Origin of the sequence: Mesorhizobium sp. B2-5-7 (assembly GCF_006440875.1) — a bacterium.
Taxonomy (GTDB): Bacteria; Pseudomonadota; Alphaproteobacteria; order Rhizobiales; family Rhizobiaceae; genus Mesorhizobium; species Mesorhizobium australicum.
In genome coordinates, this window is sequence record NZ_VFUO01000004.1 from 65,453 (window position 1) to 92,308 (window position 26,856).

Below are 26,856 nucleotides of genomic sequence, written 5' to 3' on the forward strand. Positions count from 1 at the left end.
AGCGGACCGTGCCCCATGATGACGAGACGATGGAGAAGCCTGGTGATCGCGAGTGCCGCGATCTCGGCATTTGGCTTTGCCGCGCCCGCGAATACGGCGGGGCCGGACGGCGTCCATCCCGGTCCGCTGTCGCGTGCGCAAGCCTTCGCACGGGCCGAGGCGCTGACTGCCTTGGGGCGAAAGATGTTCTTCGACCCGGCGCTCTCGGCTTCGGGAAAACAGGCCTGTTCCTCCTGCCACGATCCGCGCCATGCCTTCGGTCCGGCCTCGGCATCTCCCGTCGAGATGGGCGGCCCGAACCTCGACCAGTCCGGCGTGCGCGCGGTGCCGTCGCTGCGCTACCTCGAGGCGGCACCCGCCTTCACCGAGCATTTCCACGATTCCGAGGACGAGGGCGACGAGAGCGTTGACAATGGCCCGACCGGCGGTCTGACCTGGGACGGCCGCGCCGATCACGGTGTGGACCAGGCGAAAATCCCCCTGCTCTCGCCGTTCGAGATGGCAAACAAGGATGCCGTGGCGGTCACCGCCGCCTTGCGCAAGTCAGCCTATGCCGATGAGTTCAAGGCAACCTTCGGCAACGATGTCTTCGACCGCCCGGACGATGCCTTCGACGCCGCCGCCGAGGCGCTTGGCACGTTCGAGCAGAGCGCGGTCGACTTCTACCCCTATTCCAGCCGCTACGACGCCTTCCTCGCCGGCAAGGCGACGCTATCGGCGCGGGAACTGCATGGCCGCGCCCTGTTCGAGGACGAGGCGAAAGGCAATTGCGCCTCCTGCCACCTCAGCGAACCGGCCAATGACGGTGAGCCGCCGCAATTCACCGATTTCGGCCTCATCGCCATCGCCGTGCCGCGCAATCCGGCCATCCCGGCCAACGCCGACCCGACCTATGTCGATCTCGGCCTGTGCGGTCCCCTGCGCACCGATTTCCGTGGCCGCACCGACTATTGCGGCCTGTTCAAGACACCGAGCCTGCGCAACGTGGCGCTGCGCAAGAGCTTCTTCCACAACGGATATTTCCACACGCTGCGCGAAGCGGTGGCCTTCTACGCCAGCCGCGACACCGACCCCGGCCGCTGGTACCCGAAAAACGCTTACGGCACGGTCGACAAATATGACGATTTGCCAAAGGCTTACTGGCCGAACCTGAATCAAGACCCGCCCTTCGACGGCAAGAAACCCGGCGACAAGCCGGCGCTCAACGATGCCGAGATCGACGATATCGTGGCGTTTCTGCAGACGCTGACGGATGCGGATCAGGCGGCGAAGCGGTCGCAGTGAACTGGGAAGCCACGTCGTAAGGGTCGCTAGTTGACGTGGGGATTAGCCGAAGCCCCCCTCGCTTCGTCATCCTAGGGCGGAGCAAGGAGCGAAGCGACGCGGCGCAGACCCTAGGATCCATGCCGCGACGCTTGCGACGGGTAAAACTGTGCCGAACCTGGCTCCAACCTCCGACGAAACGCCATCAAACCGCGACCAACCTGTTCCGCGAAACAGCTCGAACCATTCCGGATTGGTCTTCTCGATCAGTTCGATCTTCCATTGTCGCGACCAGCGCTTCAGCGATTTCTCGCGTTGAATGGCGTCACGAATGTCGAAATGTTCCTCGTACCAGACCAACCGCTGCACACCGTAGCGCCTGGTGAAGCGCGAACCTTCGCCGGATTTGTGCTCCGGCATGCGGCGACCGAGATCGTTGGTGACACCGATGTAGATGGTGCCGCCCTTCTGGCTCGCGGTCATGTAAACATAGCCGGTCATGCGTTGACGGTAACCGCCAACCCGTCCGGGGACTATCCTCGTTCGCCGTATTTTTTCGGCCCACGTCGCGGCATGGATCCTAGGGTCTGCGCGGCGTCGCTTCGCTCCTTGCTACGCCTAGGATGACGAAGGGAGGGAGGGCTTCGGCTAATCTGAGAGGTATGGGATCGCCGCCAGCCGCCTCTCACAGCGCCCGGATCACACCCCCATCCACGCGGATATTCTGCCCGGTAATATACCCTGCCCCGTCCGACGCCAAAAACGCGATCGTCGCGGCGATCTCCTCTGATGTGCCATAGCGCTGCATCGGCACGTTGTCGCGGCGCTTTTCGGCGGCGGGCAGGCTGTCGATCCAGCCGGGCAGCACATTGTTCATGCGCACATTGTCGGCCGCGTAGGTGTTGGCGAAAATCTTGGCGTAGGCGGCAAGGCCGGCGCGGAACACGGCCGAGGTCGGGAACATCGCGTTCGGTTCTGCCACCCAGGCCGTCGAGATGTTGATGATGGCCCCGCCCTTCTGCTTGACCATCTGCGGCGCCACGATGCGCACCGGCCGGATGACGTTCATCAGGTAGACGTCCATGCCGGTGTGCCACTGCTCGTCCGTGATCTCCAGGATCGGCGCGCGCGGCCCATGGCCGCCGCTGTTGACCAGCACGTCGATGCGGCCATAGCGCTCCAGGGTCAGGTCGGCGAGCCGCTGCAGATCGTCGTTCGACTGGTTGGAGCCGGTGACGCCGAGCCCGCCAAGCTCCTTGGCCAGCGCCTCGCCCTTGCCGGACGAGGACAGGATGGCGACCTTGAAACCATCCGCCGCCAGCCGCTTGGCCGCCGCCGCCCCCATGCCGCTGCCGCCGGCCACGATCACGGCTGTCTTTTCTACACTCATCGGATTTCCTTTTCAGATTGGCGGGAGCTACGGTTTCAGCGGTCCTATAGCCGGTTTGGCCGCGCAGTTCGAACGAGAAAGCCTGAATCGAGCTGCAGAAAACTTGCGCGGTGAGCTGCGCCCTATCCTTCAACCGTCTCCAGCTCGCTCAGCAGCGTGCCTTCCATGTCGGGCTCGTCGCCGGAGCAGACGCACAGCATCTCGGCGTCGCCCTCACCCACCGACAGATAGGCGTGGCCCATGGTGGAATCGATGTAGACGCTCTCGCCCGCTTTCAGCCGCACCGGCGCGTACTGGTCGGTATGCAGTTCGATCTCGCCCTTGAGCACGATCAGGAATTCCTCGCCGGCATGCCTGGTCAGCGGGCCGAATTCTTGCGGCGTGCGGGCGCGCGCATAGGCGTGAATCGGCACCATGCGCTTGCGCACTAGGTCGTTGGCGAGATACCGGTAGTCATAATTTCGGGTCAGCTGGCGCAGCGTGTTGGACTGCGAGGTGACCGAGCGGCGAGTGCGCGCTGCCGGCTGCTTGCGGTCGCCGCTGAGCAGTTCCGTCACATGGATGCCGAGCCCCTCGCAGATCTGCAGCAGCTTGTCGTAGGTCAGCGACATCTGGTCGTTCTCGACCTTGGACAGCGTCGACACCGCGACGCCGGTGAGCGCGCTGACCTCCTGCAAGGTCCAGCCATGGGTTTTTCTCAAAGCCCGCAGACAATCACCGAGATTGGGTTGCTCCGACATTGCCAGCTCCAAGGCGCGGGATCGCGCCGCTCCACCCTAGGTAGTCGAACTCCCCGCAGCCATCAACAACACCGAAATTTTCTTATACGCTAAATATTGACTGGATACGAAAATATTTTTACGACTGATGAATGCAGTCAAAGTCCTTCCAAAAGATTGCCGTCATCGGCGGCGGCGTTGCCGGCCTCTCACTTGCCGCCGAGGTGGCGGCCTCGGCCGAAGTCACCGTCATCGAGCGCGAACCGCATCTCGGCTACCACGCCAGCGGACGCTCCGCCGCTCTGTTCACCGAGACCTATGGCAACCGCCTCGTGCGCGGGCTGACGCTGGCCAGCCGGCAGGCAATCGTCGAGGGCGGTTTCGTCGCCCACCGGCGTGGCGCGCTGCATGTCGGATGGACCGGTGACGATGCCGCCATCGACAAGCTGGCTCGTGATTTGCAGGCGCTGGTGCCATCAGTGCGCCGCCTCTCGCCGGCCGAGCTCCACGCGCTGGTTCCGGTCGTTGCCCAGCAAGCCACTTGCGGCGGTGTCTATGAGCCGGACGCGGTGGATGTCGACACGGACAAGATGCTTGCGACCTGCGCGTCCAAGCTCAAAGCCGGCGGCGGCACCATCCGCACCGGCGAGGAGGTCCGCGCCATCTCACGCGACGGCAGCGCTTTTAGGGTTGAAACAAGCGCCGGCGTCTACTCGGCTGACATCATCGTCAACGCCGCCGGCGCCTGGGTCGATGTCGTCGCCGGCATGGTGGGACTCCCGGGCCTCGGCTTCCAGCCGAAACGGCGCACCGCCTTCCTGTTCGATCCGCCCGCCGGGTTGGACATCGCCGGCTGGCCGCTGGTGGTCGACCTGCACGAGCAGTTCTACTTCAAGCCCGATGCCGGCAGATTGATCGGTTCGCTCGCCGACGAGACGGATTCCGAGCCTTGCGATGCGTATCCCGAGGATATCGACGTCGCCATCGCCGTCGACCGCATCGAACAGGCGACGTCTATGCGCATCGGCCGCCCGTCGACGCCGTGGGCGGGCCTGCGTACCTTCGCTCCCGACCGCACGCCGGTCGCCGGCTTCGACCCGCGCCTGCCCGGCTTCTTCTGGCTCGGCGGCCAAGGTGGCTACGGTTTTCAGGTGTCGCTGACGCTGGCCAGGCTGAGCGCGGCGCTGATGCGCGGCGAGCCCCTGCCCAACGACGTCACCGCACTCGGCGTCACCGCTGGGGCGCTGGCGCCCGATCGCTTCCTTACCCCGGCGACGACGCCATGAAGTTCCTTCCCTCAATCCCGAATGTGTCATCAGGAGCGTTTGCGATGAAATCTCTGCGCGCGGTGCTTGCCCCGTCCCTTCTGGCCACGTCCCTTCTGGCCACGTCCGTTCTGGCCTCATCCATCCTTCTCGGCGGACAGGCCTACGCCAAGACGCTGGTCTATTGCTCGGAAGCCAATCCCGAGACCTTCAACCCGGCGATCGGCATCGCCGATTCCACCATGGACGCCGCCGCCAAGACGATCTTCAATCGGCTGGTCGAGTTCAAGCCGGGCACCACCGAGGTCGGCCCGGCGCTGGCAGAAAGCTGGGAGGTTTCGCCTGATGGCAAGACCTACACTTTCCATCTCAGGCACGGCGTGAAGTTTCAGTCGAACGAGCATTTTTCGCCCACGCGCGACTTCGACGCGGACGACGTGCTCTACACCTTCAACCGCCAGCGCGACGCCAACAATCCCTATCACAAGCTTGGCGGCGGCTCTTACGAGTACTTCAACGCGCTGGGCATGGGCACGCTGATCGACAGAATAGAAAAGGTCGACGACTACACCGTGCGCTTCACGCTGACGGCTCCCAACGTCACATTCCTGGCCGGGCTGGCACTCGACTATCTCTCCATCCTGTCGCTGGAGCAGACCGAAAAGATGGTCGCGGCCGGCACGCCGGAGCTGATCGACAGCATGCCGGTCGGCACCGGACCGTTCGTGCTTGAGGCCTATGTGCCCGACAGCCAGGTCCGTTATGCCGCAAACAAGGATTACTGGCGCGGCGCGCCGAAGATCGACACGCTGGTCTTCGCCGTCACGCCCGAGCCGACCACCCGCGTCGAGCGCATCAAGGCCAATGAATGCCAGGTCGCCGCGCCGCCGCCGCCAAGTGCCGTCGCCGACCTGCGCAGCGATCCCGACATCACGGTTCTCGATCTCAAGGGCCAGAACATCGGCATCCTCGGCTTCAATGTCGAGCACCAGCCGCTGGGCGACGTGCGCGTGCGCACGGCACTGGCCAAGGCCGTCGACCGCAAGGCGATCGTCGATGCGGTCTACGCCGGCGCCGGCACGGTGGCCGGCAGCGTCGTGCCGCCGGCGCAGCTCGGCGCCGTCACCGATGCCGGCATCGACTACGATCCCGACGGCGCCAAGAAACTGCTCAAGGAAGCGGGCCACGAAAGCGGCCTCAAGATCAGCCTGTGGGCGATGCCGGTGTCGCGCCCCTACAACCCCAATGCCAAGCGCATGGCCGAGATGATCCAGGCCGACTGGGCGAAGGTCGGCGTGCAATCGGAGATCGTCAGCTTCGAATGGGGCGAATACCTCAAGCGCACCGCGGCGGGCGAACAGGACGCCTTCCTGCTCGGCGGCAGCAGCGACAATGGCGATCCCGACAACATGCTGAGCTATCTGCTCTCCTGCGACGGCGTGAAGGGCGGCTCCAACCGCTCGCGCTGGTGCGACAAGCATTTCGAGAAGCTGCTCGACGAGGGCCGCGTTGCCGCCGACCCGAAGGAGCGCGCCGCGATCTATGGAAAGGCGCAGGCCATCCTGAAGGCCGAGGTGCCTGTGGCGCCGATCGCCCATTCGATGGTGGCGATCCCGATCCGCAAGAGCGTGCTGAATTACGTGCTCGACCCCTTCGGCCGGCAGAATTTCGCCGCCGTCGATATCGCGGAGTGAGGCTTGTCGCGCTGGGTACCCCCCTCATCCGGCCGCTACGCGGCCGATTTTGCGAAGATCCCGCGATCCACAAAAAGCGAGACCACCATGCCAAAAGACCTGAACGCTCTTCTCGCCACCTACATCGCCGATGGCGCGGTGGGTGCGTCGCTCGCCTATGCCAGGGGTGACACCACACCAACCGCCCTCACATCAGGCCTCGCCGATCGCGCGCTGGGCACGCCCGTCACGTCGGACCAGCTGTTCAAGATCGGCAGCTGCACCAAGACCTTCGTCGCCGCGGCCCTGGTCAAGCTCGCCGAGACCGGCAAGCTCGACCTCGGCGCGCCGATCGCCTCCTGGTTCCCGGACCTGCCTGGCGCCAAAACCATTTCGGTACGCCAGCTGGTCAACCATCGCAGCGGCCTGCCGGAATTCGAATATTACATTCCAATGGACCCGAGCCGGCAATGGACGCCGCAACAGCTGGTCGACATCGCCTTCGCCTCCGACAAACAGAAGCCACCGGGCGGACCGGCCGTCTACAACAACACCGGCTATGTCCTGGCCGGCATGGTGATCGAGGCCGTCACCGGCCAGAAGCTGGGCGCCTATGTCAGAAGCGCGGTCCTTGAGCCACTCGGCCTGAACAACACCTGGTCGCCGGCGACCGAGGCCTTCCCCGATAAATCGATGGTGCGCGGCTATTACCACCGGCCGCCGCGGGCGCCGAACGCGCCCACCGACATCGCCTCGGGCGGCGAGATGTGGCAAATGGACGGCGTGCTGCCCTACTCCAATGAACTGCAAGATTCCTCCGACTCCTTCCCCTTCGGCGCCGCCTATGGCTGCGGCGACATGGTGTCGACGCCGTCAGACATGGTGGGCTTCATGCGCGGCCTGTTCTCCGGCGGACTGTTGTCGCCGCCGTTCTTCGCCGAGATGTTCGAACACCGCGTGCCGGCGAGTTTCCCCGGCACCCGCATGCGCGAGACGGGCGCGGGCATGTTCCAGAGCACCTATGCGGACCGCGCCTTCTACGGGCACCAGGGCAGCATTCCGGGCTATGTCGCCGTCATGCTGCACGATCCCGAGACGGACCTCACCATCGCCATGACCAGCAATGTCGGCTCCGGCAATCGCCTCTCCTTCCAGGCGAGCGGCCTGCACCCGGTCGTCGATCGGGCGATCCGCATCATTCTCGACTGACCGCGTTCAGCCGCCCTGCCGCGACGATGGATCGGGCAGGCCCGGCAGCATCTGGCTCAGCACCCGGTCGCGAAGGAAGAAATGGTGGAAGATGGCGGCGGCCGCGTGCAGGCCGGCGATCCACATCATGACGTCGCCGAGCGTGCCGTGAATCTCCGCCAGCGGCGCGCCCCAGCTGCCGGAAAACGGACCGATGGCTCCCAGCCCATAGACAGTGACCGGGTGGCCGCCGAACAAGGCGCCGACCATGGCTGTCGCCGGAACGGCGAACAGCAGCGCGTAGAGCGCCCAATACGTTGCCTTCGAGGCGACCTCCATCCAGGACGGCATGGCCGGGGCATCGGGAATGCGATCGAACCGGCGCCAGATCAGGCGAACGACCAGCAAGCAGAAAACGGTGAAGCCGAGCGACTCGTGCAGCAGCAGCGTCGACGCCCTGGCCGCTGAATAGACCCGCTCCGGCGGACCTCCCGCCGAGACCAGGAAGGCAATGAGCACCAGCAATGCCGTCAGCCAATGCAATGCCTGGGCGAGGCGCCCATAGCGGGTTGTCGTGCCGGACAGCGACATGCGAGAGCTCCGAAACGGTTGGACATCTCCCCTCGCCCGCAAATGTGGCCTTATTTCAGCTGTTCCTCAATCGCCTTGCCCGAGCGAATGGCATCCCCGAGTTCGCCGGCGCGCGGCCCGACAAGGTTCAGCTCATACTCGTGGAGTGGAAATTCGCGGCGGTCGCGGCCACGATCTCGGCATTGTCCCTCGCCACCGTTCCATCGGCGAGTGTTTTGCCGTCCTCCAGCCCGACCCGTGTCGACCAGCGCTTTTGCCGCGCAAGGTCCACGAACGGCCAGACCGTGCCGTCCACGCCGTGCAGCAGGATCTGCCGCCGCACGCCTGCGCGTTCGAGAATGGCGGCGATGCCGTGCGCCTCGTCGAGGGCTGCAGGCAGGTCCGGTATGTCGATCTCGATCAGGGTGCGCAGTACGCGGCCGTGATCGGCGAGCGCCACGAAGCGCTCGGCATCTTCCGTCGTGGCCAGGCCCGCCTCGATGCCGACGCCCTGCTTGCGCAACAACTCCATCACGGCGGGCGCGTCGGTTTCTGAAAGATTGACCGAGGCATAGTCGGGCAGTTCCCGCCAGGCGGCGATCGCCGCGCGGGTGCGCGCCACATCGTTCTCGATCCAGGCGCCGGTCGACACGCCGATCAATGTGCCCGGACAGGCCTGGCGCACGGCAAGGACCGTCGCATCCACCGCCGCCAGGCTTTCGCGCCCGTCGGCGCCGCGCGGATGGATGTGTAGTTCGGCGGCACCGGCGGCGACGCAGGAAGCCGCATCGCCGGCCATTGCCTTTGCCGTCAGCGGCAGCCTGGGATGGAAATCGCGCGAACGCGCGCCGTTGATGCAGGCTTGGACGATCATCGATTTCACCTCGGGCAAAAGAGCGCAGTCTAGACAAGCCGCCAAACCGCGCAAAGCCGGCAGGGCCGTCACTCCTGACACGATGGCGCCGCCAGCAGCACGGCGTTCGCCGGCATTTGAATAAAAGGCGCCTGTGGATATTTACCCCACCTTGCGCCAGGCAGGCCAATATCCATCAGGGCGGGATCATGGAGGGAACCATTGACCAGCGATTTTTCAGCCGCCCGTCTCCATCTCGAACGCGCCTACCACTATCTGCGCGGCAATGACGAGACGAGCCGCGCCACATGCGAGGCCCTCGACCTGTTAATCGAGATGGTAGCGGAAGCACAACACAGGAAGCCGGAACCCGGGGTGCTGGAATTTCCGCGAGCATCGGTGCGCCGACTCGGCTGAACAGCACGCGTGGCGTTGTTCAGCCCGCGCGGATCAAATCTTCGTCTTGACGCATGTCGCTCCGGGCCGCTTTTGGAGCGACATGCATTTGATCTCTCAGGACGCCTTGCGTCTCGACGCGGCACCGGCCATTCGCGCCGATTGCGCCACGACCCGCTCCAGCGGTTCGGGCCGGTGCAGCAGAAAACCCTGACCGAACTCGACGCCCATATCGGCCAGCATGGCTACCGTGTCCTGCCGCTCGATCTTCTCGCCCACCACGGCGCAGCCGAGGCTGCGGGCAATGCTGGTGATGGCCAGCACGATCTCGCGGTCGAAGCGGCTTTCGGTGACGTGCTCGATGAAGGAGCCGTCGATCTTGATGGCGTCGACCGGAAAGCGCCTGAGATATTCGAACGAACTCATGCCGGCGCCGAAATCGTCGAGGCTGACCCGGCAGCGCCGCTCGCGCGCCTTGCGCACGAATGCCTCGGCGGCGTCGAAATTGGTGACGGCGGCGGTTTCGGTGATCTCGAAGCCGATGCCGGAATGCGGCGCCCCGGTCTCCTCGATGACCCGGTCGACAAAGTCCCACAGTCCTGGGTCGCTCAGCGTCTGCGCCGACAGGTTGAAGCCGAGCGTGATCGCGCCGGATTTCATCGCCGCGCCGTGCCGAGACAGGGCGGTGCGGATGATCCAGCGGTCGAGCCGCGCGGCAACGCCGAAGCGCTCCGCCGCCGGAATGAACTCGCCGGGCGGGATCAGCCGGCCGCCCTGTCCGGCAAGCCGCGCCAGCACCTCGACATGGCGGCTCTCTTCCCAGGGCCTGCCCAGCCGGTGGATCTGCTGGCCGAACAATTTCAGCCTGCCGTCATCCATGGCGTCGACCGTGTCGGCGGCGAGCCGCGCCGCATTGAGGCCGGCCGAACCGGAGACGGCATCGGTCGAAAACAGCGCGAAGCGATCGCGCCCGGCGGCCTTGGCCGCGTAGCAGGCATCGTCTGCGCAGGCCAGCGCGTCGGCAACCGTGGTGGCACGGTCGCGGACGACGGTGATGCCGATGCTGGCCGCCAGCCGGCGCGACGTCGCGGCAAGGCCGAGATCGGCGTCGCGCACGGCCGCCAGGATGGCGCCGGCCAGACCTTCGGCTTGCACGGCGTCGCAATCGGGCACCATCAGGGCGAACTCGTCGCCGCCGAGCCGCGCCGCATGCGCCGATGGCGGCAGGCAGCGGCCGATACCCGCCGCGACGCTCTTCAGCGCCAGATCGCCCGCGGCATGGCCGGCGAAATCGTTGAGGGCCTTGAAGTAGTCGAGGTCGACATAGAACACCGCCAGCGGCACGGCCGTGGCGATATGGTGGGCGAGCAGACGGTCGAAGGCGGCGCGGTTCCAAAGGCCGGTCAGCGCGTCGTGGCGGGCGGCGAAGGCAAGCTCCTGTTCGCGCAGCTTGTCCTCGGTGATGTCGCGCACGGTGCCCAGCACCTGGCCGGTGGCACCGGCGGCGGCGATGAAGCGCAGCAGCGATTCGACATGGCGGATCTGGCCGTCGCGCTTGATAATGCGGTACTGCGCGGCGATGACGCCGTCGGTTCCCAATGGCACCCTGTGGGCGCGTTCGGCGGCGTCCTTATCGTCGGGATGCAGGTAGCTGTGCCAGAGATCGGCCGCCACCTCGTCGGTCACTGCGACGAGGCCGAATATCTCTCTTGTGCGCGCGTCCCAATAGCTCTTGTTGGTAGCGATGTCGTAGTGCCAGATGCCGGTGCCGCTGGCGGCAAGCGCCAGGCGAAAGCGGATATTGACCTGTTCGAGCGCGGCTTCGGCCGCCTTCTGCTTGGAGATGTCGGTCTGCACGCCCATCAGCCTGAGCGGCTTCCCGTCGGCGTCGCTCTCGACGATGCCGCCTCGGTCGAGCACCCAAACCCAGTGGCCCTGCTTGTGCTTGAGCCTGAGTTCGGTCTCGATGGCGTCGGTCAGCCCGGCAATGTGGCGGTCGCCGCTGGCCTGCGCCCGTTCCCGGTCGTCGGGATGGGTGAGCTGCAGCCATAGGTCACTGGTATTGGCGAGTTCGCCGTCCTCGTAACCCAGCATCCGGGCCCAGGTCGCCGAATAGAAGCAGTCCCCGGTGCTGAGATCCCAGTCCCAGACGCCAAGATGGGCGCGCTCCAGGGCCTTGGCCCAGAACGCTCCGCTACGACTTTTCTTATCCTGACCCGCCATTCGTCCGTTTTGCCCGCTCCACCCGCGGCAATCTGCGGCAAAACCAGAAAAGAAACCGTTACCGGGCGGCGGAAGAGGGGATGTCCACGCTCCTAGCGACAGTCTTGGCATCGGCCTTTCGATTGGCGGGCAAGAACCGGAGTTTGGCGCGCCTCGATTGGTCATAGGAATGGCCGTGTTCACCAGCCAGTCCGGTGATCACGAAGCAAGACAGGAAAAGGACCTCCCAATGACCAAGCAGGAAGACAACAAGGCCGTCGTCGTCAGATGGTTCACCGACTTCTGGGGTGAAACCTGCGACCTCTCCGTCGTCGACGCCGTCGCGGCCCCCGATATGCTGCTCAAATACTCGCTGCACGAGCCGCGCCGCGGGCGCGACGACATCAAGGCCTTCATGACCGATTTTCGCGCAGCCTTCCCGGATCTCAACTTCTGCGCCACCGCCGATCTCATCGCTGAGGGCGACTATGTCGTCGGCCAATGGGAGGGCGGCGGCACGCATACCGGCCCGGCCTTCGGCGATTTTCTCATCGGTTCGCTGCCCGCCGCCACCGGCCGCACGATGCGCTTCACCGGCACCACGGTGCTCAAGGTGATCGACGGCAGGATCGTCGAGGAAATCGGTCTCGACGACGGCGTCACCGCCCTCACCCAGCTCGGCCTCATCAAGCCCGCCTGAGAAATCTCACGCAGAACCGAGGTGGGGGCCAGGCGGCATTGCCGCCGCCTGGCTATGCCGCTTACTGGCTCGGCGCCATCGCGTGTTCGCACGACACTTTCGGGTTCATGTCGGCGAACGTACCGGTCGGGTTGCCTTTCCAGGCCCAGACATGCAGTTCGTAGAATTCACCCAGGCCATAGCGGTTGGGCGCGCTGTTGAAGTTGAACAGCTGTCCCTCGAGCGACGCCGGCCCCTTCGAGGTGATGTATTCGACCGCCACCAGCTTCAGCGTGCCGTCGGTCATCGGCTCGTACATCACCGCTTCGGGACGGGCGATGTCGATCTTGTCGTCCTTCAGGTACCCGCCATTGACATAGTGGATGCCCATGGCGCCGCCGGTGATGCCGCTGGCGCAGGGAATGGGCGCATAGCCTTCCGCCGTCGCGGCGTTGACGTCGAGAAACCGGCTGTTGGCGGCCCGCACCTTTTCGGCCAGCGGATTGGCACCGGACGCGGTTTCAGCCGCCTCCTGATGCGCCTGGGCAAAGGTGGTGCAGGCGGCCAGAATGGCCCCTGCCACGAAAAGCCCGTTGCGAAAATCGCGTATCATGTTTGTTCCATTCTTCTTGAAAAAGCACAGCGGGCCGGCCGCCGAACATACGGCGGCCCGGCAGGCAAGCGCCGTGGCTGTTGTTGCTTGGTGATCCCGGATACGGTGCAAGGAATGCCGGGAGGGATCATCCCTTCGGCAGATACGGGATCGTTCCGGCCAGATCGGTGTCGTCGATCAGCTGGAAACGGCTGTCGCTGCCGCCCTGGCGGGCCGAAACGAAGGGCGCGTAGGCCGGATCGGTGGTGAAGGCGCGCGCCGCTGCTTCCGACGGGAACGCCATCAGGGCGATCAGCGTGGTGTCGAGCGGCTTGCCTTCGAGCGTCTTCACATTGCCGCTGCGCGACAGATATTTGCCGCCATGCTTGTGGACGAGGTCGTGCACCGAGGCGGCATAGGCCGGCACCCATTTCGGGTCCTTCATCTTGATGTCGGCGATAACGTAAGCAGTCATTGTCGTCTCCTGGTTGCGGCGCACAGGGATATCCCGTGCAACCGTCCAGAGGGCTCGCATGGCTAGGCCCAAGCCGACCAGTCCGCGATCTGTACTGGGCCGGTACAGTTTCTGTACTCGCCGCTTCGATCACGAAGGACTAATGTTGCCCGCAGGTTCTAGGGAGAGGCACGGTCATGACCCAGCACGGATACAAACAGTTCTGCCCGCTATCGATGGCCGCCGAGGTGCTGTGCACCCGCTGGACGATGGTGCTGATGCGTGAGCTTGTGGCCGGTTCGACCCGTTTCAACGACTTGCGCCGCGGCGTGCCCAAAATGTCGCCGACCCTTCTGTCGCAACGGCTTAAGGAGCTCGAGCTGGCGGGGATCGTCGAGCGCAAGGAGGTCCCGGGAGAAAAAGGAATTTTCGACTATCGGCTGACGGAAGCCGGCCGCGATTTGCGCCCGGTCGTCGAGGCGATGGGCTTCTGGGGGCAGAAATGGGTCGAGTCCCGCCTGTCCCTCAAGAACCTCGATCCGTCGCTGCTGATGTGGGACATGCGGCGCAATTTGAACCCCTCGCCGCTGCCGGAAGGACGAACGGTGATACAATTTCTGTATCAGGAACTCCCCGCCTCCAAACGCTCCTGGTGGCTGATCGTCGAAAAGCACGGCGAAGTCGATCTGTGCTGGTATGATCCGGGCTTCGACGTCGACCTCTATGTCTCGACCGACCTGCACACGATGACGGCGATCTGGATGGGAGTGCTCACCGTCGAGAAGGCCGGCCCGAAGGTCGTCCTGACCGGCGACCAGTCCATCGGCAGGAAGATGCAGGCCTGGCTGGGGCTCAGCCCGTTCGCGGTGGAACCCAAACGCGCGGCGTAGCAGCCGGTCCCGTCTGTGCAGGCGTCTCGGCTGCGCTCACATGCAACATCCCGGTTCCAATCACGCGTGCGCCTCCTGACAGTTGGCAGGAAACGGGTGGCGGGGCTGGCTTCTGGCGGCTTCAATGCCAGCCATGTTCATCGCTCTGGCCAAACATCTGCAACCCGCGCCGCTGCTGGCCGACGATCCACGCTGGGCGCGCATTGTCGCCCGCGACAAGTCGGCCGACGGCGCATTCTGGTATTCGGTGGCGACGACGGGGGTTTATTGCCGGCCCTCCTGTCCGTCGCGGCGCGCCAACCCAGCCAATGTCCAGTTGCACGACACTTTACAGGCGGCGAGGGCGACAGGCTTTCGCCCATGCCGGCGCTGCAATCCGGAAGGCCCTTCGCTCGAGGCCGCCAACGCCGCGATGATCGCCGACGCCTGCCGCAGGATTGAGCAGAGCGAGGTTGAACCGTCGCTGATCGAACTGGCCGATGCCGCCGGCCGCAGCCCCGGCTATTTCCACCGCGTTTTCAAGGCGGTCACCGGGCTGACGCCGAAGGATTATGCAGCGGCCCGGCGTGCCGCCCGGGTCCGCCAGGGCCTGGAAGACGGCGTCAGCGTGACATCGGCGATCTACGATGCGGGCTTCAATTCGAGCGGGCGCTTCTATGAGAAATCGACCGGCATGCTCGGCATGACGCCGACGCGCTATCGCGCCGGCGGCGCCAACGAAGAGATCCGCTTCGCCGTCGGCGAAACCTCGCTCGGCACCATCCTGGTCGCATCGAGCCGGAAAGGCGTCGCCTCGATCCTGCTCGGCCAGGACCCCGACGCGCTGGTGCGCGACCTGCAGGACCGTTTCCCCAAGGCGCGGCTGGTCGGTGGCGACAGCGACTACGAGGCGCTGGTGGCCCGCGTCGTTGGCCTCGTCGAGGCGCCGGCGCTCGGTCTCGACCTGCCGCTCGACGTGCGCGGCACCGCGTTCCAGCAGCGCGTCTGGCAGGCCTTGCGGGATATCCCGGCTGGCCGCACGGTTTCCTATGCCGAGATCGCCGGCCGCATCGGCGCGCCGAACGCAACCCGCGCCGTCGCCGCCGCCTGCGCCGCCAACGCCCTCGCGGTCGCCATCCCTTGCCACCGTGTGATCAGGAAGGATGGCGTCCTGTCGGGCTATGCCTGGGGCGCCGAGCGCAAACGCGCGCTGCTCGACCGCGAGGCCGGCGATGCTGCGGACAATGCCTCGCGGTCCTCGGGGGCCTGACGGCAATGCGCGCGATGGCCAGTTCTTCCACCACCGGTGCGAACGGTCAGGTCGCCAACGGCGCTGCCGTCAGCCTGGAGGACGCGAAGGCGCTGGTGTTGGCCGTCATCGGCACGCTTGTCGAGGATGGCAAGGCCGAGTGGAGCCGCACGACGACCGGCGAGTTCGAGCTGCGGCTGATATCAGGCGAAGTTTTTTTGCTGGACGAGGTCGGCGTCACCCGTGTCGCTTGAGGCGGTCCAAACCGCACTTGCTTTCGCCGTTCAGCCTCCTGGATTGAATTTGAAAGCAAGCATCGGAGTGAGCGGCACCGGCGAGTTCGTTAGGGTCAAGGCATAGACAGGAGTGAAGGCAATGAACCACATTCAAACCGATATGCAGGCGACAACCACCAGCGTCCTTGACACCATCAGCTACGCCATCGGCCAGTCCGCGCTTGGAAACATCCTGGCGGCGCGCGGCCCCATCGGCGTCTGCGCCATCCTCATCGGCTCCGACGCCGGCACGTTGCGGCAGGACCTCGCCAACCGCTTCCCCGGCAGGGTGCTGCTCGAAGACGCGGCCGGCCTGCGCGATGATCTCGCGGCGATAGCGCGCTTCATCGAAACGCCCGGCGCCGGTCTCGACCTGCCGCTCGACATGCGCAACGGCACGCCCTTCCAGCAGCGCGTGTGGGAGGCGCTGCGCGCCATCCCATGCGGTGCCACCGTCACTTACACCGCCCTTGCCCGGCGCCTCGGCATGCCGGATGGCGCCCGCGCCGTGGCGACGGCCTGTGCCGCCAACGCCGTCGCGCTAGGCATTCCTTGCCACCGGGTGTTGCGCGCCGACGGCTCGCTGTCCGGCTACCGCTGGGGCATCGAGCGCAAGCGCGCCTTGCTGGAAAGGGAGGCCGCGATATGAACGCCGACGCCAGGGTCGCGCCACCGCTGGTCGCAGCCGCCGAGACACGCATCACCGCCTATGACTGGCCGGCGCTCGCCACCGAGCTCGACAGCTTCGGCTGCGCGGTGATGGAAAAGCTGCTCTCGGCCGATGAGTGCCGGCAACTCGCCGGCCTCTATCCCCAGGAGCAACATTTCCGCAGCCACATCCACATGGCCAGGCACGGTTTCGGCAAGGGCGAATACCGTTATTTCCGCTATCCCTTGCCCGATCTGGTCGGCGGCCTGCGCGGCGCGCTCTATCCCAGGCTGGCCGCGGTCGCCAACCGCTGGAACGAGCGCATGGGGATCGCCATGCGCTACCCCGCGACGCATAGCGCGTTTCTCGACCAGTGCCATGCCGCCGGTCAGGTCAGGCCGACGCCGCTTTTGCTGCAATATGTGCCCGGCGACTTCAACTGCCTGCACCAGGACCTCTATGGCGACCTCGCCTTCCCGCTCCAGGTGGCGATCCTGCTTTCCGAGCCGGGCGAGGATTTCACCGGCGGCGAGTTCGCGCTGACCGAACAGCGGCCGCGCATGCAGAGCCGGGTCGAAGTGGTGCCCTTGCGCCAGGGCGATGCGGTGGCTTTCGCGGTCCACAACCGGCCGGTGCAGGGCACGAAGGGCAATTACCGCGTCAACCTGCGCCACGGCGTCAGCCGCCTGCGCTCCGGCATGCGCCACACGGTCGGCATCATTTTTCACGATGCGAAGTGAGCGCCGGCTCATGCTCCCAATAGGGCGGATCGCCGAAAGCGTTGCGCAGCCATGCGGTAAGTGCGCGCAGTTTGGCGGATCCGCGCCGATCCTCGGGACAAGCGATATAGATGGTGGCTCCTTCAGGCTCCGCACCCACATCGACGACCGTCAATCGCTTGTCGGCGATCTCGGTGCGGATGAAGTAGGCGGGGAGCAGCGCCAGGCCCAGGCCGGCAAGCGCGGCGTCGCGCATCAAAATCCCATTGTTGACGCGCAGCGCGGTTTCCGGGCGGATCGTCACCAGCCGCCGCGAAATCTTGAACCGCCAGTCGGCGGCACCTCGGATGGAATAGATGATGCCCTTATGGCGCTTCAGTTCATCGGTGGTCACGGGCAACCCGAATTGCTCGGTATAATCCGGCGAGGCCACCAGGAAGCGACGGCTGGAAGCTAGCTTCTTGACGATGACAGGTCCATCTTCGACGACCGGCCCATGACGCACAATGGCATCGTAGCCATCGGCCACCATGCTGACGAAACGATCCTCGAGATCGAGCGTCAGTTCAATTCCCGGGTGCTTGGCCAGGAAGCCATATAGCGCCGGGCCGAGATGGAGGATGCCGAAACTGGTCGGCACCGATATCCTGAGCGGCCCGGCGAGTTCGCCGCGGCGCTCGGCGATTTCGGCGCGGGCATCGGCCACCTCCTGCATGATGCGCTTGGCGCGCTCGTAAAAACCTCGTCCCGCCTCGGTGATGGAGAGTTTGCGGGTAGTGCGGTCCAGCAGCTTTGTGCCGAGGCCGCGCTCCAGTTCCGACAGTCGCTCGCTGATGACGGATTTCGACAGGCTCATGCGCCTGGCCGCTTCGCTGATCGAACCGGATTCCGCTACGGCGACAAACGCGGCGGCCGATTCGAGCTTCAGCATTGTTCGGCTTTCCCGAATTCACCGTCAGGCGACAGCCACCTAACGAAATCAAGGACATGGTGCCATAATTGTGCAGGTCGCGATACCGCGATCACAGAACAAAAGCTCGGAGAGTGCAGCATGTTTCGTCCGTTCGTTGTCGTCCTTGGTCTGCTGGCCATGAGTGTTCCGGCCTCTGCGCGCGTTGTCGCGTTTCCGGCCGGCTTCAAGACGCAGACGATCGAGACCAACGGCACCAGCCTGAACGTCCGTGTCGGCGGACAAGGGCCGGCGGTCGTGCTGCTGCATGGTTTCGCCGACACCGGCGACATGTGGGCGCCGGCTGCGATAGCGTTGATGAAGGACCACACCGTGATCGTGCCGGACCTGCGCGGCATGGGCCTTTCGGCGCATCCCGACGACGGCTACACGAAGAAGAACCAAGCCGTCGACATCGCCGGCGTGATGGACGCGCTGAAGATCGACAAGGCCGACCTGGTCACCCATGACATCGGCAACATGGTCGGCTATGCGCTGGCCGCGCAGTATCCGAAGCGCATCACCAAATGGGTTGTCATCGACGCGCCGCTGCCGGGCATAGGCGACTGGGACAAGATCAAGCAGAGCCCGCTGCTGTGGCATTTCAACTTCCGCGGCCCCGATATGGAACGGCTGGTGGCGGGCCGCGAGCGCATCTACCTCGATCGCTTCTACAACGAACTGTCGGCCGACCCCAAGAAGATCGACGAGGCGACGCGCGTCCACTACGCCAAGCTTTACGCCCGGCCACATGCCATGCACGACGCCTTCGAGCAGTTCAAGGCATTCGACCAGGATGCGATCGACAATCAGGCGATGCTCACCACGGGCGGCAAGCTGACCATGCCAGTGCTCGCGGCGGGTGCGGAAAAATCGGCCGGCACGACGCAGGCCGACATCTTGCGGTTGGTCGCCAGTGACGTGACCGGAGCCATCGTGCCTGCATCGGGCCATTGGATCATGGAGGAAAACCCGGACGCCACCGTCACGCTGATTACAGACTTCCTCGCCAAGTAACAGCACCGCTTCAGCCACCGCGGGCTCTGCCAGGGCGACCTTTGTAACGATGAAGCCGAGCGGGAGCGCGCCCAGCAAGGGTGCGGCCCGTCGCGGCAATGGGAGACATTCTATGCCGTTAAAGCATTTCCTGGCTCTGGGAACCGCCGTTCTCCTGACGGCGACAGCACCGGCGTCAGCCGCCGATGTCCCGAAGAAAACGGTCGTCCTGGTGCACGGCGCGTTCGCCGACGGATCGAGCTGGAGCAAGGTCATTCCCTTGCTGCAGGCCAAGGGGCTCAATGTGGTGGCCGTGCAAAATCCGTTGAGCTCGCTTGCCGCCGATGTCGACGCAACCATGCGCGTCATCGAGGCACAACTTGGTCCAGTCATTCTGGTCGGTCACTCCTGGGCCGGCGTCGTCATCAGCCAGGCCGGCGTGAACGACAAGGTCAAGGCGCTGGTCTACGTCGCCGCCTTCGCGCCGCCAAAGGGCGTTTCGATCAACGACCTCGGCAAGGGTCAGCCGCCGCCGCCCTGGGCAAGCGCGCTGCAACCCGACAGCGGCGGCTATCTCAGGTTGAGCGCCGAGGGTGTCGCCAAATATTTCGCGCAAGACCTGCCCCCGGCGGAAATAGGGGTGATCGCCGCCACCCAGGGACCAGCCTTCTCCGGTATCTTCGACGAAAAGCTCACCGCGGCCGCGTATGAGACAAAGCCGAGCTGGTACATCGTCGCCAGGCACGACGGAATGATCCCGCCGGCGGCCGAGGACGCGATGGCGAAGGCGATCGGCGCCAAGGTCACCGAGTTGCCGACCAGCCACGTCGCCATGCTCGCCAAGCCTCGCGAAGTCGCCGATGTTATCCTGGCGGCGGTGGACTCGGTGAAGTAGGCAGGGAAACGATACCGGCGAGGAGGCCAGGATAGATCCCCTCCGCGTTTGCCATCTCCAGGATCCACGGGCAGGCATAATAGTCGCTGATGCTGTCGATCACCCCGCCAGTGGCGCCGATCCGGACCAGATATGCCTGCCGCCAGACCTCGCCATATTGCCTGTCGACGACCAGCACCATCTCCCCTTCGAACGCGCCTGGCCGCACGCGCCAGGGCAGTTCGCTGCGCTCATATTCGACGAAGTAGGGCGAAGCCGACAGCAAGCCGCTGTAGCAGTCCGACACCTGGAGGCGTGCATCGGCGCTGGTCAGTGCCCGCACGCCGTCCCAGTCCCTGGCGTTGAAGAGCGCGACATAGCGATCAAGCAGCCGCTCCAGTTCGGGATCGTGTGGCGGCGCCGCGGCCGGTTGCGCGGGTAGAGCGGCGAGCTTGGCGCGGCCGCGATTGAGCGCCGATTTGACGCCGCCCGGTGTCGAGCCGACCAGCTCGGCGATCTCCTCCAGCGAATGGTCGAAGACATCCTTGAGCAGCACGCAGGCGCGCTCCTTCGGTGGCAGATGCACCACCAACCGCTCGATGGCGCGGCCGGCGCCCGGACCGGCCGGCTCGACCGGCTGCACCACGTCGTCGTCGGCATAGAAGGCCTCTGCCGCGTGCCGCGTGCGGCGATTGCGGATGAAATCGATGCACCTGTTATGCGCGATGCGGAAAAGCCACGGCCGCAGCGCCTGCGCATCGTCGAGCAGCTCGATCTTGCGATAGGCCTCGAACAGCGCCTCCTGCATGATGTCCTCGCCATCCAGCGCCGAGCCGGTCATGCGGGCGCAATAGCGATGCAGCCTGGCGCGCAGATGCGAAACCGTCTCCAGGAACGCGGCATAGCGCAGGTCGAACACGCGGTCGGGCTCAGGCCAGGCCCGCATGCCTCGTGCCGTGTCGGGGGATTTGCGGATCTGCTGGTTCATCGCGGCACATAGGTCAGGGTCACCACGCCATTGGCAAAACGGTTGATGTCGACCAGTTCGAGATCGATCGGCCCGACGTCGTCGAAGGCGCGCTTGCCCTGCCCGACCCATGTCGGCACGATCGACAGATGATACTCGTCCACCAGCCCAGTGGAAAGCAAGGTGCGGTCGAGCTGCGACACGCCATATTTCAGGATGTCGCCCCCCGGCTGGCGTTTCAGCGCCGCGAGCGCCTCGGCGACGTCGCCCTCGATCAGCGCGGCATTCCACGACACCGTCTTCAGCGTCGTCGAGGCGACCAGCTTCTTCAGGCCGTTGATGCGGTCCATGTACGGACCCTTGGTCCCGGGCCAGCGCGCGAAGAACATCTCGTAGGTGGCGCGGCCAAGCAGGAAGAACTCGAAGTTCGAAAGCGCCCGCAAGGCATGGTCCACATTCTCTCCGACGAAAAATGGCGACGCCCACGTCATCGGCGCCTCGATGACGCCATCCAGCGAGACGAAACTCGACACGATCAGCCGCCGCATGCTCACGCCGCCTTTTCGCTGGTCTTCTCACCGGGAGCCGGCAGCCCCAGTCTCGGCCGCACCCAGGCGGCGAAGCGGGCAATGGCGTCATCGGCCTCCGGCGCCCGCCCTGCCATCATCTGGAAGGAGTGGAGCATGCCGTCAAAGACGTCGAGCCGCGTCTCGACCCCCGCCTGCCTCGCCCGCTCGGCGAACATGCGGCTTTCGTCGACCAGCGTCTCGTCGGCGCCGGCCTGCAGGAAGACGGGTGGAAAGCCGGAGAGGTCGGCGTAGAGCGGGCTGACTTCGGGATCGCGCCGATCGGCATCGCCGATGAAATTGGCCGCCAGCCAGTCGACGGCTTCCCTAGCGAAGGCCGGGTCCTTGTCGCGGTTGGTCTCGTAGCTGGCGCCGGTCAACGCCATGTCGAACCAGCCGGAGATGATCAGCGTGGCGACCGGCAGCGGCCGCCTTTGCGCGCGCAGCCGCTGCAGGACGCCATAGGTCGGCACCGCGCCGCAGGAGTCGCCTGCGATCACGATCCGCTTGGGGTCGAAGCCTTGGTCGACGAGCCAGTCCCAGGCCGATGTCGCGGCCTCGAGCTGGGCCGGATGCTTGGCTTGGTGCGCCAGCGGATAGTCGTAGAGCAGCGCCCGGCAGCCGACGGCCTTGGCGAGATGACCGACCAGCTTGCGGTGCGTGTAGATCGAGCCGCCGATGAAGCCGCCGCCATGCGCGTAAAACAGCACCCGCTCATCGTTGGCGCCTTTCGGCACGATCCACATCGCCGGCACGCCGCCGGCGTCGACCTCGACATAGTCGACGCCGCCCGGTTCGCCGGTCAGCGCCGTCCAATTGACGTCGTTGTAGTCGATGACCGCCTGCGGGCTGGTCAACTTGCCCGCATTGGCCGCGAGCGCGGCGTAGTAGTTCCTGTTTGCCTGACTTTGCATGCTCGCCATGACCGTTTTTCCGTGGTGGCCCATCGCGGTCCGGCGCGACCTTCAGGCAAGAGACGGACGGGCAGGCAAAAAGGATACGTGCCGACCTGAGATTTTTTTTCGGCGGCCTACGCCTCGCCCCGCAACATCGCCGCGTGGCGTTGGGCGAATTCGACGAACGGCGTCGCGCGCACGCCGAACATATCGTGGGTGGCAAGATGCACCCGCGATTTCGGCCGCCGCAGGCGCTCGGTCAACTGCTCGTCCAGCGCATAGGCGAAGTCGGCGGGGACGCCGGCGGCCAGCAGGTTGCGCCGGCGGTCCTGCGGGCTGATGTCGACATAGCGGACCGGCTTGCCGATCGCCTGCGAAATCCGCGCCGCGATGTCGCTCATCGTCAGCGCCTCGGGTCCGGTCATGTCGAGGCTCTCGCCTTCATGGCCGCCATCGCGCAGCAGACGGACGGCGACCTTGGCGATATCCTCGACATCGACCGGCGACAGTTCGGTGCCGCCAAGCGCCAGATAGAAGGCGCCCTCGGCGGCGATGGTCGGCGCGTCGCGCAGATAGACCTGCATGAACTGGCTGGGGCGCAGATGCGTCCACGCCATGCCGGCTCCTTCGAGATAGCGCTCGACCTGCTCATGCATGCGCGTGAAGCGGAACTTCGTCGCGTCATAGCCGATGTTGGATTCGGCACCGGAAAACTTCACCACATGCGCGACGCCGGCCTGCTTGCAGGCGTCGATAAAACGGCACTGCGTCTCGACCATGTCTTGCGCGGCGGTCGAAATCATCAGCACGCGATCGACACTATCGAGAGCCGCGCCAAGCGTCTCCGCCCGGCGCATGTCGCCCTCGACCAGCTCGACGCCGGCAAGTCCGCCGAGCCCTGCCGCGGATGCCCGGTTGAGATCGCGAACCAGCGCCCTCACTTGATGCTTCTGCCGCGCGAACTCGCGCACGACTGCCTTGCCGTTCAGGCCGGTGGCGCCTGTCACCAGGATCATCTGTCTCTCCATTCAGCATTGATGTGGCCGCCCTTCCGGCGACCCACCTTGAAGACGAAGAGAAGTGGGCAAAGGATTCCGGCCAAACGTCTTTTTACCGGCGTGCGGCCCGCACGCCGGCGATCAACCCGCCGGCGCGTAGCGGCTGACCACCATGCCGCAGGCATAAGCCTTCGAGCCGAGCAGAAGCAGGTTTCGGAACCCGCCTTGGTCGAAGATGCGGCGGCCGGCGCCCAGCACGGCCGGATTGACGAACAGCTGGAACTCGTCGACCACCCCGGCCGCGATCAGCGCCGACGCAAAGCCCGCCCCGCCGAAGACGGCCATGTCGCCGCCCTCACCCGCCTTCAATGCGTTGACCTCGCGCGGCAGGTCGCCGCTCACCACCGTCGTGCGCTCCCATCGCGAGGTCTCGAGCCTGTCGCTCGGCACCACCTTGCGCGCTTCGACGATACGCTGGGCGAAGGCATAGAACGGATCGGCCGGATATTTCCGCGCCGCGTTGCCCCAATGGGTGAGGTAACCTTCCTCAGCCATCTTGCGGCTGAGCAGGATGGTGTCGATGCCGGCAAACACCGCGTTGAAATCACGCTTCAGTTCCTCGTCCCAGCCGATGTCGTCGCCCCATCCCCAAAGTTGCCAGGGGTGGTTCTCATTGGCACCGACAAAGCCGTCGACCGACATCTGCATCTGAAGGATCAGCTTTTTCATGGGGTTCTCCTCGTTTCCGGATTCCAGGCAGGAAGGATCACGCCGCGCTTTGCGAACGGGCAAAGGCTTGTGCCCAGCTCTCGAAAGTGGTCGGCGTGGCGTTGCGGATTGACGGTGCCTCAAGCGCCCAGCGCTCACCCTTGTTGAAACTCGCCGCCGTTTCGCCGAGCGCATCGGCAAAGCTCGGTGACAGGCCGTTGGCGATCATCCCGGCGCGCGCCTCAGTGAATGGAGCCGCCTTGTAAGCGACCTGCCTCCCCATCGCGCTGCCCAGGATCGCGGTGGCCTGCTCGAAGGTATAATAGCCGCCGCCATGCAATTCGATGATCCGCTCGCTTGGAAAACGCGTGGCGTCCAGCAGCGCGGCGGCGCGCTGGCCGAGATCGCTGGCAGCAATCAAAGGCATCGGCAGATCGCCCCGGAACGGCGTCATGAAGATGCCGGAAGCGGCCTGCTGGACAAAGCCCATGCCGTTGGCGAAGTTCTCCATGAAGAACGAGGCGCGCAAAAACACCAGTTCGTCGAGGCCGAGCGCCGCCAGCCGGTCCTCCATCAAGGCGGCGCCGAGCGAAGTTCCCATCCTGAGATGGGCGTTGAGGCCGCTGAGCAGCACGACGCGGCGCACGCCTGACTTCGCGATCGCCGCCGCCAGCCGTGCGCCGACTTCATCTTCGAAGCGATGAAGATCCGGCGCCGTGACGTCGAACGGAATCATTACATAGGCGCTGTCGGCGCCGGAAAAGGCGGAGGCGAGCGCGTCGCTATCGTCAAGCGCGACACCCAGGCTGCGCGCCACGCCGCGCACAATATGCCCCCGCCCGGTCAGGACCCGGGCGACTGCCTTGCCAACCTCGTTGGTGGCCCCGATGACCACGACGGTTCTTGGTGTGCTGATTTTCCCGACGGCTTGGCTCATGACGTCCTCCTGCTGGCCAAGTTGCGATCTAACGATTTACTTTTGGAAGCATTTGACCGATGGAAAGAACGATGTCAATAGTAAAGTGATTTAAAAATGGAACCATAGAGATGTCAACGCGTGAAAGATCCGGCTGCCCGATCAGCCTGTCGCTGGAACTGCTCGGCGATCGCTGGACGCTGCTCATCATCCGCGACCTGGTCTTCGCCGGCAAAAAGCATTTTCGCGAGTTCCTGCAATCCGATGAAGGCATCTCCTCGCGCACATTGGCCGAGCGGCTGCAGACGCTGCAGGACGAAGGCATCCTCACTCGCAGCGACGACCCTAGCCACGGCCTGAAGGCGATCTACCGGCTGACCGAAGCCGGCATCGATCTCCTGCCTGTGCTGGCCACGCTCGGCGCCTGGGGCAGCAAGCACCGCAAGTCCGACGACAAGCTTGCCCGCATCGCCGACGAACTGGCGGCCGGCGGCGAGCCGGCGCTGGAACGGATGAAGGCGGCACTGCGGGCGGAGCATGTTGTCTAGGAAGTGGCGCTGCCGCCTTCCCCCTGTGGGAAAAGGAGGCACTTTACGCGCCTCGGTTACGCCCAACGGACACCGATGCACCAAAGACCCAGTTGACAACGATCTCTGTTTGTTCACTATAGGTTCCCTGTCTATCAGCAATCGCGGATGAGCGGAACAGGATGGAAACGACGGCCACCATCCTGCATGCCGATCTCGACGCCTTCTATGCCTCGGTCGAGCAACTGCTCGACCCGTCGCTCCGCGGCAAGCCGATCGCGGTTGGCGGCGGCGTGGTGCTCGCCGCCTCTTACGAAGCGCGCGCCTTTGGCGTGCGCGGCGGCATGCCGGGACGCAAGGCGCGCGAGCTTTGCCCGCAGTTGATCTTCGTCGGCGGCAATTTCAGCCACTACCAGCGGCTGGGCGACGCGGCGATCAAGGTGCTCGACGATTTCACGCCGGTGGTCGAACGCATCTCCATCGACGAGGCCTTCGCCGATGTCGCCGGCTGCACGCATCTGTTCGGCTCCCCCCGGGAAATCGCGACGGCGATCCGCGGCCGTGTGCGGGCCGAACTCGGCCTGCCGATCTCGATCGGCGTTGCGCGCACCAAGCATCTGGCCAAGATCGCCTCGCAAGTCGCCAAGCCCGACGGGCTGGTGGTGGTCGATCCCGGCACCGAGCTTGTCTTCCTGCACGATTTGCCGGTCTCGCTGATGTGGGGCGTCGGCCCGGCAACCAGGGCGCGCTTGGCCGAGATCGGCATCGAGACCATCGGCGAGCTGGCCAGGACCCACAGCGGCGCCCTGATCCGGCTGCTAGGCCCCGCGGCCGGCGAAAAGCTCGCGGCGCTGTCGTGGAACCGCGATCCGCGCAAGCTGGAGACGAAGCGCCGGGCGCACTCGGCCGGCGCGCAATCGGCGCTCGGGCAAAAGCCGGCCGTGGCGCGAGTGATCGTGCCGACACTGCTGCATCTGGCCGACCGCGTCGCCAGCCGGCTGCGCGCCAAGAACCGCCCCGGCCGCACGGTAACGGTGCGCGTGCGCTTTGCCGATCTCAGCGCCGTCACGCGCTCGATCACGCTGGAACAGCCGATCTCGGCGACCGCCATGCTAGCCGAGATCGCAGGGGATTTGGTGCGCGGCGTGCTCGCCGAGCATCCCCGGGAGAAAACGATCTCGCTGCTGGCGATCTCGGTCTCGCACCTGGAGGAGAGCGCCGAACTGCAACTCGACCTGCCGCTCGGCCTCGCCGACGAGAAGCGCCGCCCGGGCAGCCAAAAAGGCCTCGCGCGCTTCGGCGCCGACCGCGCCATCGACAAAATCCGCCAGCGTTTCGGCAAACAGGCGGTCGGCTACGGTACGGTGGCCCTGGAAGCGGCCCGCTCGGTGCCCGACGCATTCAGGGAACTGGCGGAGAAGGAATTGTGAGCGGAGGAGCCCTCCCCGTCGCTC

29 protein-coding genes and 1 pseudogene are annotated in these 26,856 nt (G+C 65.3%); 15 read left to right on the top strand and 15 right to left on the bottom strand.

The window, feature by feature from the left end:
- Positions 1-15: 15 nt before the first annotated feature.
- Positions 16-1,284 carry a cytochrome-c peroxidase gene (locus tag FJ543_RS18225; protein WP_140876290.1) on the top strand — a complete coding sequence of 423 codons (1,269 nt, stop codon included), beginning with the start codon at positions 16-18 and terminating at the stop codon, positions 1,282-1,284.
- Between the two features lie 195 nt (positions 1,285-1,479).
- Here the strand turns inward: FJ543_RS18225 and FJ543_RS18230 are convergent.
- The 3 genes and pseudogenes from FJ543_RS18230 to FJ543_RS18240 all read right to left on the bottom strand — a co-directional run.
- A pseudogene (locus FJ543_RS18230) lies at positions 1,480-1,764 on the bottom strand (GIY-YIG nuclease family protein); the annotation flags it as partial.
- Between the two features lie 184 nt (positions 1,765-1,948).
- Positions 1,949-2,653, bottom strand: a complete 705-nt coding sequence (locus FJ543_RS18235) for an SDR family oxidoreductase (RefSeq protein ID WP_140876294.1) — start codon at positions 2,651-2,653, stop codon at positions 1,949-1,951.
- A gap of 122 nt (positions 2,654-2,775) precedes the next feature.
- Entirely contained in the window at positions 2,776-3,393 is a 618-nt protein-coding gene (locus tag FJ543_RS18240) for an XRE family transcriptional regulator (protein ID WP_140876296.1), read from the bottom strand.
- A 131-nt stretch (positions 3,394-3,524) separates the two neighbouring features.
- On the opposite strand from FJ543_RS18240, the gene FJ543_RS18245 reads away from it, so the two are divergent.
- From FJ543_RS18245 to FJ543_RS18255, 3 genes are all read left to right on the top strand, one after another.
- Entirely contained in the window at positions 3,525-4,658 is a 1,134-nt protein-coding gene (locus FJ543_RS18245) for an FAD-binding oxidoreductase (protein ID WP_140876298.1), read from the top strand.
- Between the two features lie 44 nt (positions 4,659-4,702).
- Complete coding sequence (locus tag FJ543_RS18250; RefSeq protein ID WP_140876299.1) at positions 4,703-6,331, top strand: ABC transporter substrate-binding protein; 1,629 nt, start codon at positions 4,703-4,705, stop codon at positions 6,329-6,331.
- A gap of 87 nt (positions 6,332-6,418) precedes the next feature.
- Complete coding sequence (locus tag FJ543_RS18255) at positions 6,419-7,519, top strand: serine hydrolase domain-containing protein (RefSeq protein WP_140876301.1); 1,101 nt, start codon at positions 6,419-6,421, stop codon at positions 7,517-7,519.
- A gap of 6 nt (positions 7,520-7,525) precedes the next feature.
- Here the strand turns inward: FJ543_RS18255 and FJ543_RS18260 are convergent, their stop codons facing one another.
- Together FJ543_RS18260 and FJ543_RS18265 are read right to left on the bottom strand one after the other, a co-directional pair.
- The gene (locus tag FJ543_RS18260; RefSeq protein ID WP_140876303.1) at positions 7,526-8,089 is read right to left on the bottom strand and encodes a cytochrome b; all 564 of its coding nucleotides are present in this window, start codon (positions 8,087-8,089) and stop codon (positions 7,526-7,528) included.
- Between the two features lie 127 nt (positions 8,090-8,216).
- The gene (locus FJ543_RS18265; protein ID WP_140876305.1) at positions 8,217-8,942 is read right to left on the bottom strand and encodes a 3-keto-5-aminohexanoate cleavage protein; all 726 of its coding nucleotides are present in this window, start codon (positions 8,940-8,942) and stop codon (positions 8,217-8,219) included.
- A 201-nt stretch (positions 8,943-9,143) separates the two neighbouring features.
- Between FJ543_RS18265 and FJ543_RS18270 the strand changes: the two genes are divergently transcribed.
- The gene (locus FJ543_RS18270) at positions 9,144-9,338 is read left to right on the top strand and encodes a hypothetical protein (RefSeq protein WP_181173006.1); all 195 of its coding nucleotides are present in this window, start codon (positions 9,144-9,146) and stop codon (positions 9,336-9,338) included.
- A 96-nt stretch (positions 9,339-9,434) separates the two neighbouring features.
- Here the strand turns inward: FJ543_RS18270 and FJ543_RS18275 are convergent, their stop codons facing one another.
- On the bottom strand, positions 9,435-11,540 hold the full coding sequence (locus FJ543_RS18275) for an EAL domain-containing protein (RefSeq protein WP_140876306.1): 2,106 nt from the start codon (positions 11,538-11,540) through the stop codon (positions 9,435-9,437).
- Between the two features lie 229 nt (positions 11,541-11,769).
- On the opposite strand from FJ543_RS18275, the gene FJ543_RS18280 reads away from it, so the two are divergent.
- Positions 11,770-12,219, top strand: a complete 450-nt coding sequence (locus tag FJ543_RS18280) for an ester cyclase (protein WP_015316999.1) — start codon at positions 11,770-11,772, stop codon at positions 12,217-12,219.
- 61 nt (positions 12,220-12,280) lie between these two features.
- Here the strand turns inward: FJ543_RS18280 and FJ543_RS18285 are convergent, their stop codons facing one another.
- The gene (locus tag FJ543_RS18285; RefSeq protein WP_181166454.1) at positions 12,281-12,811 is read right to left on the bottom strand and encodes a hypothetical protein; all 531 of its coding nucleotides are present in this window, start codon (positions 12,809-12,811) and stop codon (positions 12,281-12,283) included.
- A gap of 127 nt (positions 12,812-12,938) precedes the next feature.
- Positions 12,939-13,265: a DUF1330 domain-containing protein gene (locus tag FJ543_RS18290; RefSeq protein WP_015316997.1), complete on the bottom strand. Its 327-nt coding sequence runs from the start codon at positions 13,263-13,265 to the stop codon at positions 12,939-12,941.
- A gap of 176 nt (positions 13,266-13,441) precedes the next feature.
- Between FJ543_RS18290 and FJ543_RS18295 the strand changes: the two genes are divergently transcribed.
- The 5 genes from FJ543_RS18295 to FJ543_RS18315 all read left to right on the top strand — a co-directional run bounded on the left by FJ543_RS18295 (position 13,442) and on the right by FJ543_RS18315 (position 17,026).
- On the top strand, positions 13,442-14,134 hold the full coding sequence (locus FJ543_RS18295) for a helix-turn-helix domain-containing protein (RefSeq protein ID WP_015316996.1): 693 nt from the start codon (positions 13,442-13,444) through the stop codon (positions 14,132-14,134).
- Between the two features lie 133 nt (positions 14,135-14,267).
- Entirely contained in the window at positions 14,268-15,383 is a 1,116-nt protein-coding gene (gene ada / locus FJ543_RS18300) for a bifunctional DNA-binding transcriptional regulator/O6-methylguanine-DNA methyltransferase Ada (RefSeq protein ID WP_140876815.1), read from the top strand.
- Positions 15,384-15,397: 14 nt separating this feature from the next.
- Entirely contained in the window at positions 15,398-15,616 is a 219-nt protein-coding gene (locus tag FJ543_RS18305; RefSeq protein WP_224526894.1) for a hypothetical protein, read from the top strand.
- A gap of 121 nt (positions 15,617-15,737) precedes the next feature.
- On the top strand, positions 15,738-16,286 hold the full coding sequence (locus FJ543_RS18310; protein ID WP_140618030.1) for a methylated-DNA--[protein]-cysteine S-methyltransferase: 549 nt from the start codon (positions 15,738-15,740) through the stop codon (positions 16,284-16,286).
- Positions 16,283-17,026 (top strand): 2OG-Fe(II) oxygenase, encoded by a 744-nt coding sequence (locus FJ543_RS18315; RefSeq protein ID WP_140618029.1) that lies wholly within the window; start codon positions 16,283-16,285, stop codon positions 17,024-17,026. Before FJ543_RS18310 ends, FJ543_RS18315 begins: the two co-directional genes overlap by 4 nt.
- On the opposite strand, the gene FJ543_RS18320 is transcribed toward FJ543_RS18315, so the two are convergent.
- Positions 17,004-17,936, bottom strand: a complete 933-nt coding sequence (locus FJ543_RS18320; protein ID WP_140876308.1) for a LysR family transcriptional regulator — start codon at positions 17,934-17,936, stop codon at positions 17,004-17,006. The two genes, FJ543_RS18315 and FJ543_RS18320, sit on opposite strands and share 23 nt — an antisense overlap.
- A gap of 120 nt (positions 17,937-18,056) precedes the next feature.
- On the opposite strand from FJ543_RS18320, the gene FJ543_RS18325 reads away from it, so the two are divergent.
- Positions 18,057-18,971 carry an alpha/beta hydrolase gene (locus FJ543_RS18325; protein ID WP_140725345.1) on the top strand — a complete coding sequence of 305 codons (915 nt, stop codon included), beginning with the start codon at positions 18,057-18,059 and terminating at the stop codon, positions 18,969-18,971.
- A gap of 112 nt (positions 18,972-19,083) precedes the next feature.
- Positions 19,084-19,845 (top strand): alpha/beta hydrolase, encoded by a 762-nt coding sequence (locus FJ543_RS18330; protein WP_140876310.1) that lies wholly within the window; start codon positions 19,084-19,086, stop codon positions 19,843-19,845.
- Here FJ543_RS18330 and FJ543_RS18335 read toward each other — a convergent pair.
- The 6 genes from FJ543_RS18335 to FJ543_RS18360 all read right to left on the bottom strand — a co-directional run bounded on the left by FJ543_RS18335 (position 19,814) and on the right by FJ543_RS18360 (position 24,896).
- Positions 19,814-20,812 carry a sigma-70 family RNA polymerase sigma factor gene (locus FJ543_RS18335; protein WP_140876312.1) on the bottom strand — a complete coding sequence of 333 codons (999 nt, stop codon included), beginning with the start codon at positions 20,810-20,812 and terminating at the stop codon, positions 19,814-19,816. The two genes, FJ543_RS18330 and FJ543_RS18335, sit on opposite strands and share 32 nt — an antisense overlap.
- A complete protein-coding gene (locus tag FJ543_RS18340; RefSeq protein ID WP_140876314.1) occupies positions 20,809-21,339 on the bottom strand; it encodes a dihydrofolate reductase family protein in 531 nt (176 codons plus the stop codon). The genes FJ543_RS18335 and FJ543_RS18340 overlap by 4 nt, the downstream gene beginning before the upstream one ends.
- A 2-nt stretch (positions 21,340-21,341) precedes the next feature.
- Positions 21,342-22,280, bottom strand: a complete 939-nt coding sequence (locus FJ543_RS18345; protein ID WP_140876316.1) for an alpha/beta hydrolase — start codon at positions 22,278-22,280, stop codon at positions 21,342-21,344.
- A 107-nt stretch (positions 22,281-22,387) separates the two neighbouring features.
- Positions 22,388-23,269: an SDR family oxidoreductase gene (locus tag FJ543_RS18350; protein ID WP_140876318.1), complete on the bottom strand. Its 882-nt coding sequence runs from the start codon at positions 23,267-23,269 to the stop codon at positions 22,388-22,390.
- Positions 23,270-23,392: 123 nt separating this feature from the next.
- The gene (locus tag FJ543_RS18355) at positions 23,393-23,980 is read right to left on the bottom strand and encodes a dihydrofolate reductase family protein (RefSeq protein ID WP_015316984.1); all 588 of its coding nucleotides are present in this window, start codon (positions 23,978-23,980) and stop codon (positions 23,393-23,395) included.
- A 37-nt stretch (positions 23,981-24,017) separates the two neighbouring features.
- Positions 24,018-24,896, bottom strand: coding sequence for an NmrA family NAD(P)-binding protein (locus tag FJ543_RS18360; protein WP_140876320.1), 879 nt, complete (start codon positions 24,894-24,896; stop codon positions 24,018-24,020).
- A 110-nt stretch (positions 24,897-25,006) separates the two neighbouring features.
- Between FJ543_RS18360 and FJ543_RS18365 the strand changes: the two genes are divergently transcribed.
- Together FJ543_RS18365 and dinB are read left to right on the top strand one after the other, a co-directional pair.
- Positions 25,007-25,423: a helix-turn-helix domain-containing protein gene (locus tag FJ543_RS18365; RefSeq protein ID WP_015316982.1), complete on the top strand. Its 417-nt coding sequence runs from the start codon at positions 25,007-25,009 to the stop codon at positions 25,421-25,423.
- Positions 25,424-25,584: 161 nt separating this feature from the next.
- Positions 25,585-26,832, top strand: a complete 1,248-nt coding sequence (dinB, locus tag FJ543_RS18370; RefSeq protein ID WP_140876322.1) for a DNA polymerase IV — start codon at positions 25,585-25,587, stop codon at positions 26,830-26,832.
- The last annotated feature ends 24 nt before the right edge of the window (positions 26,833-26,856 follow it).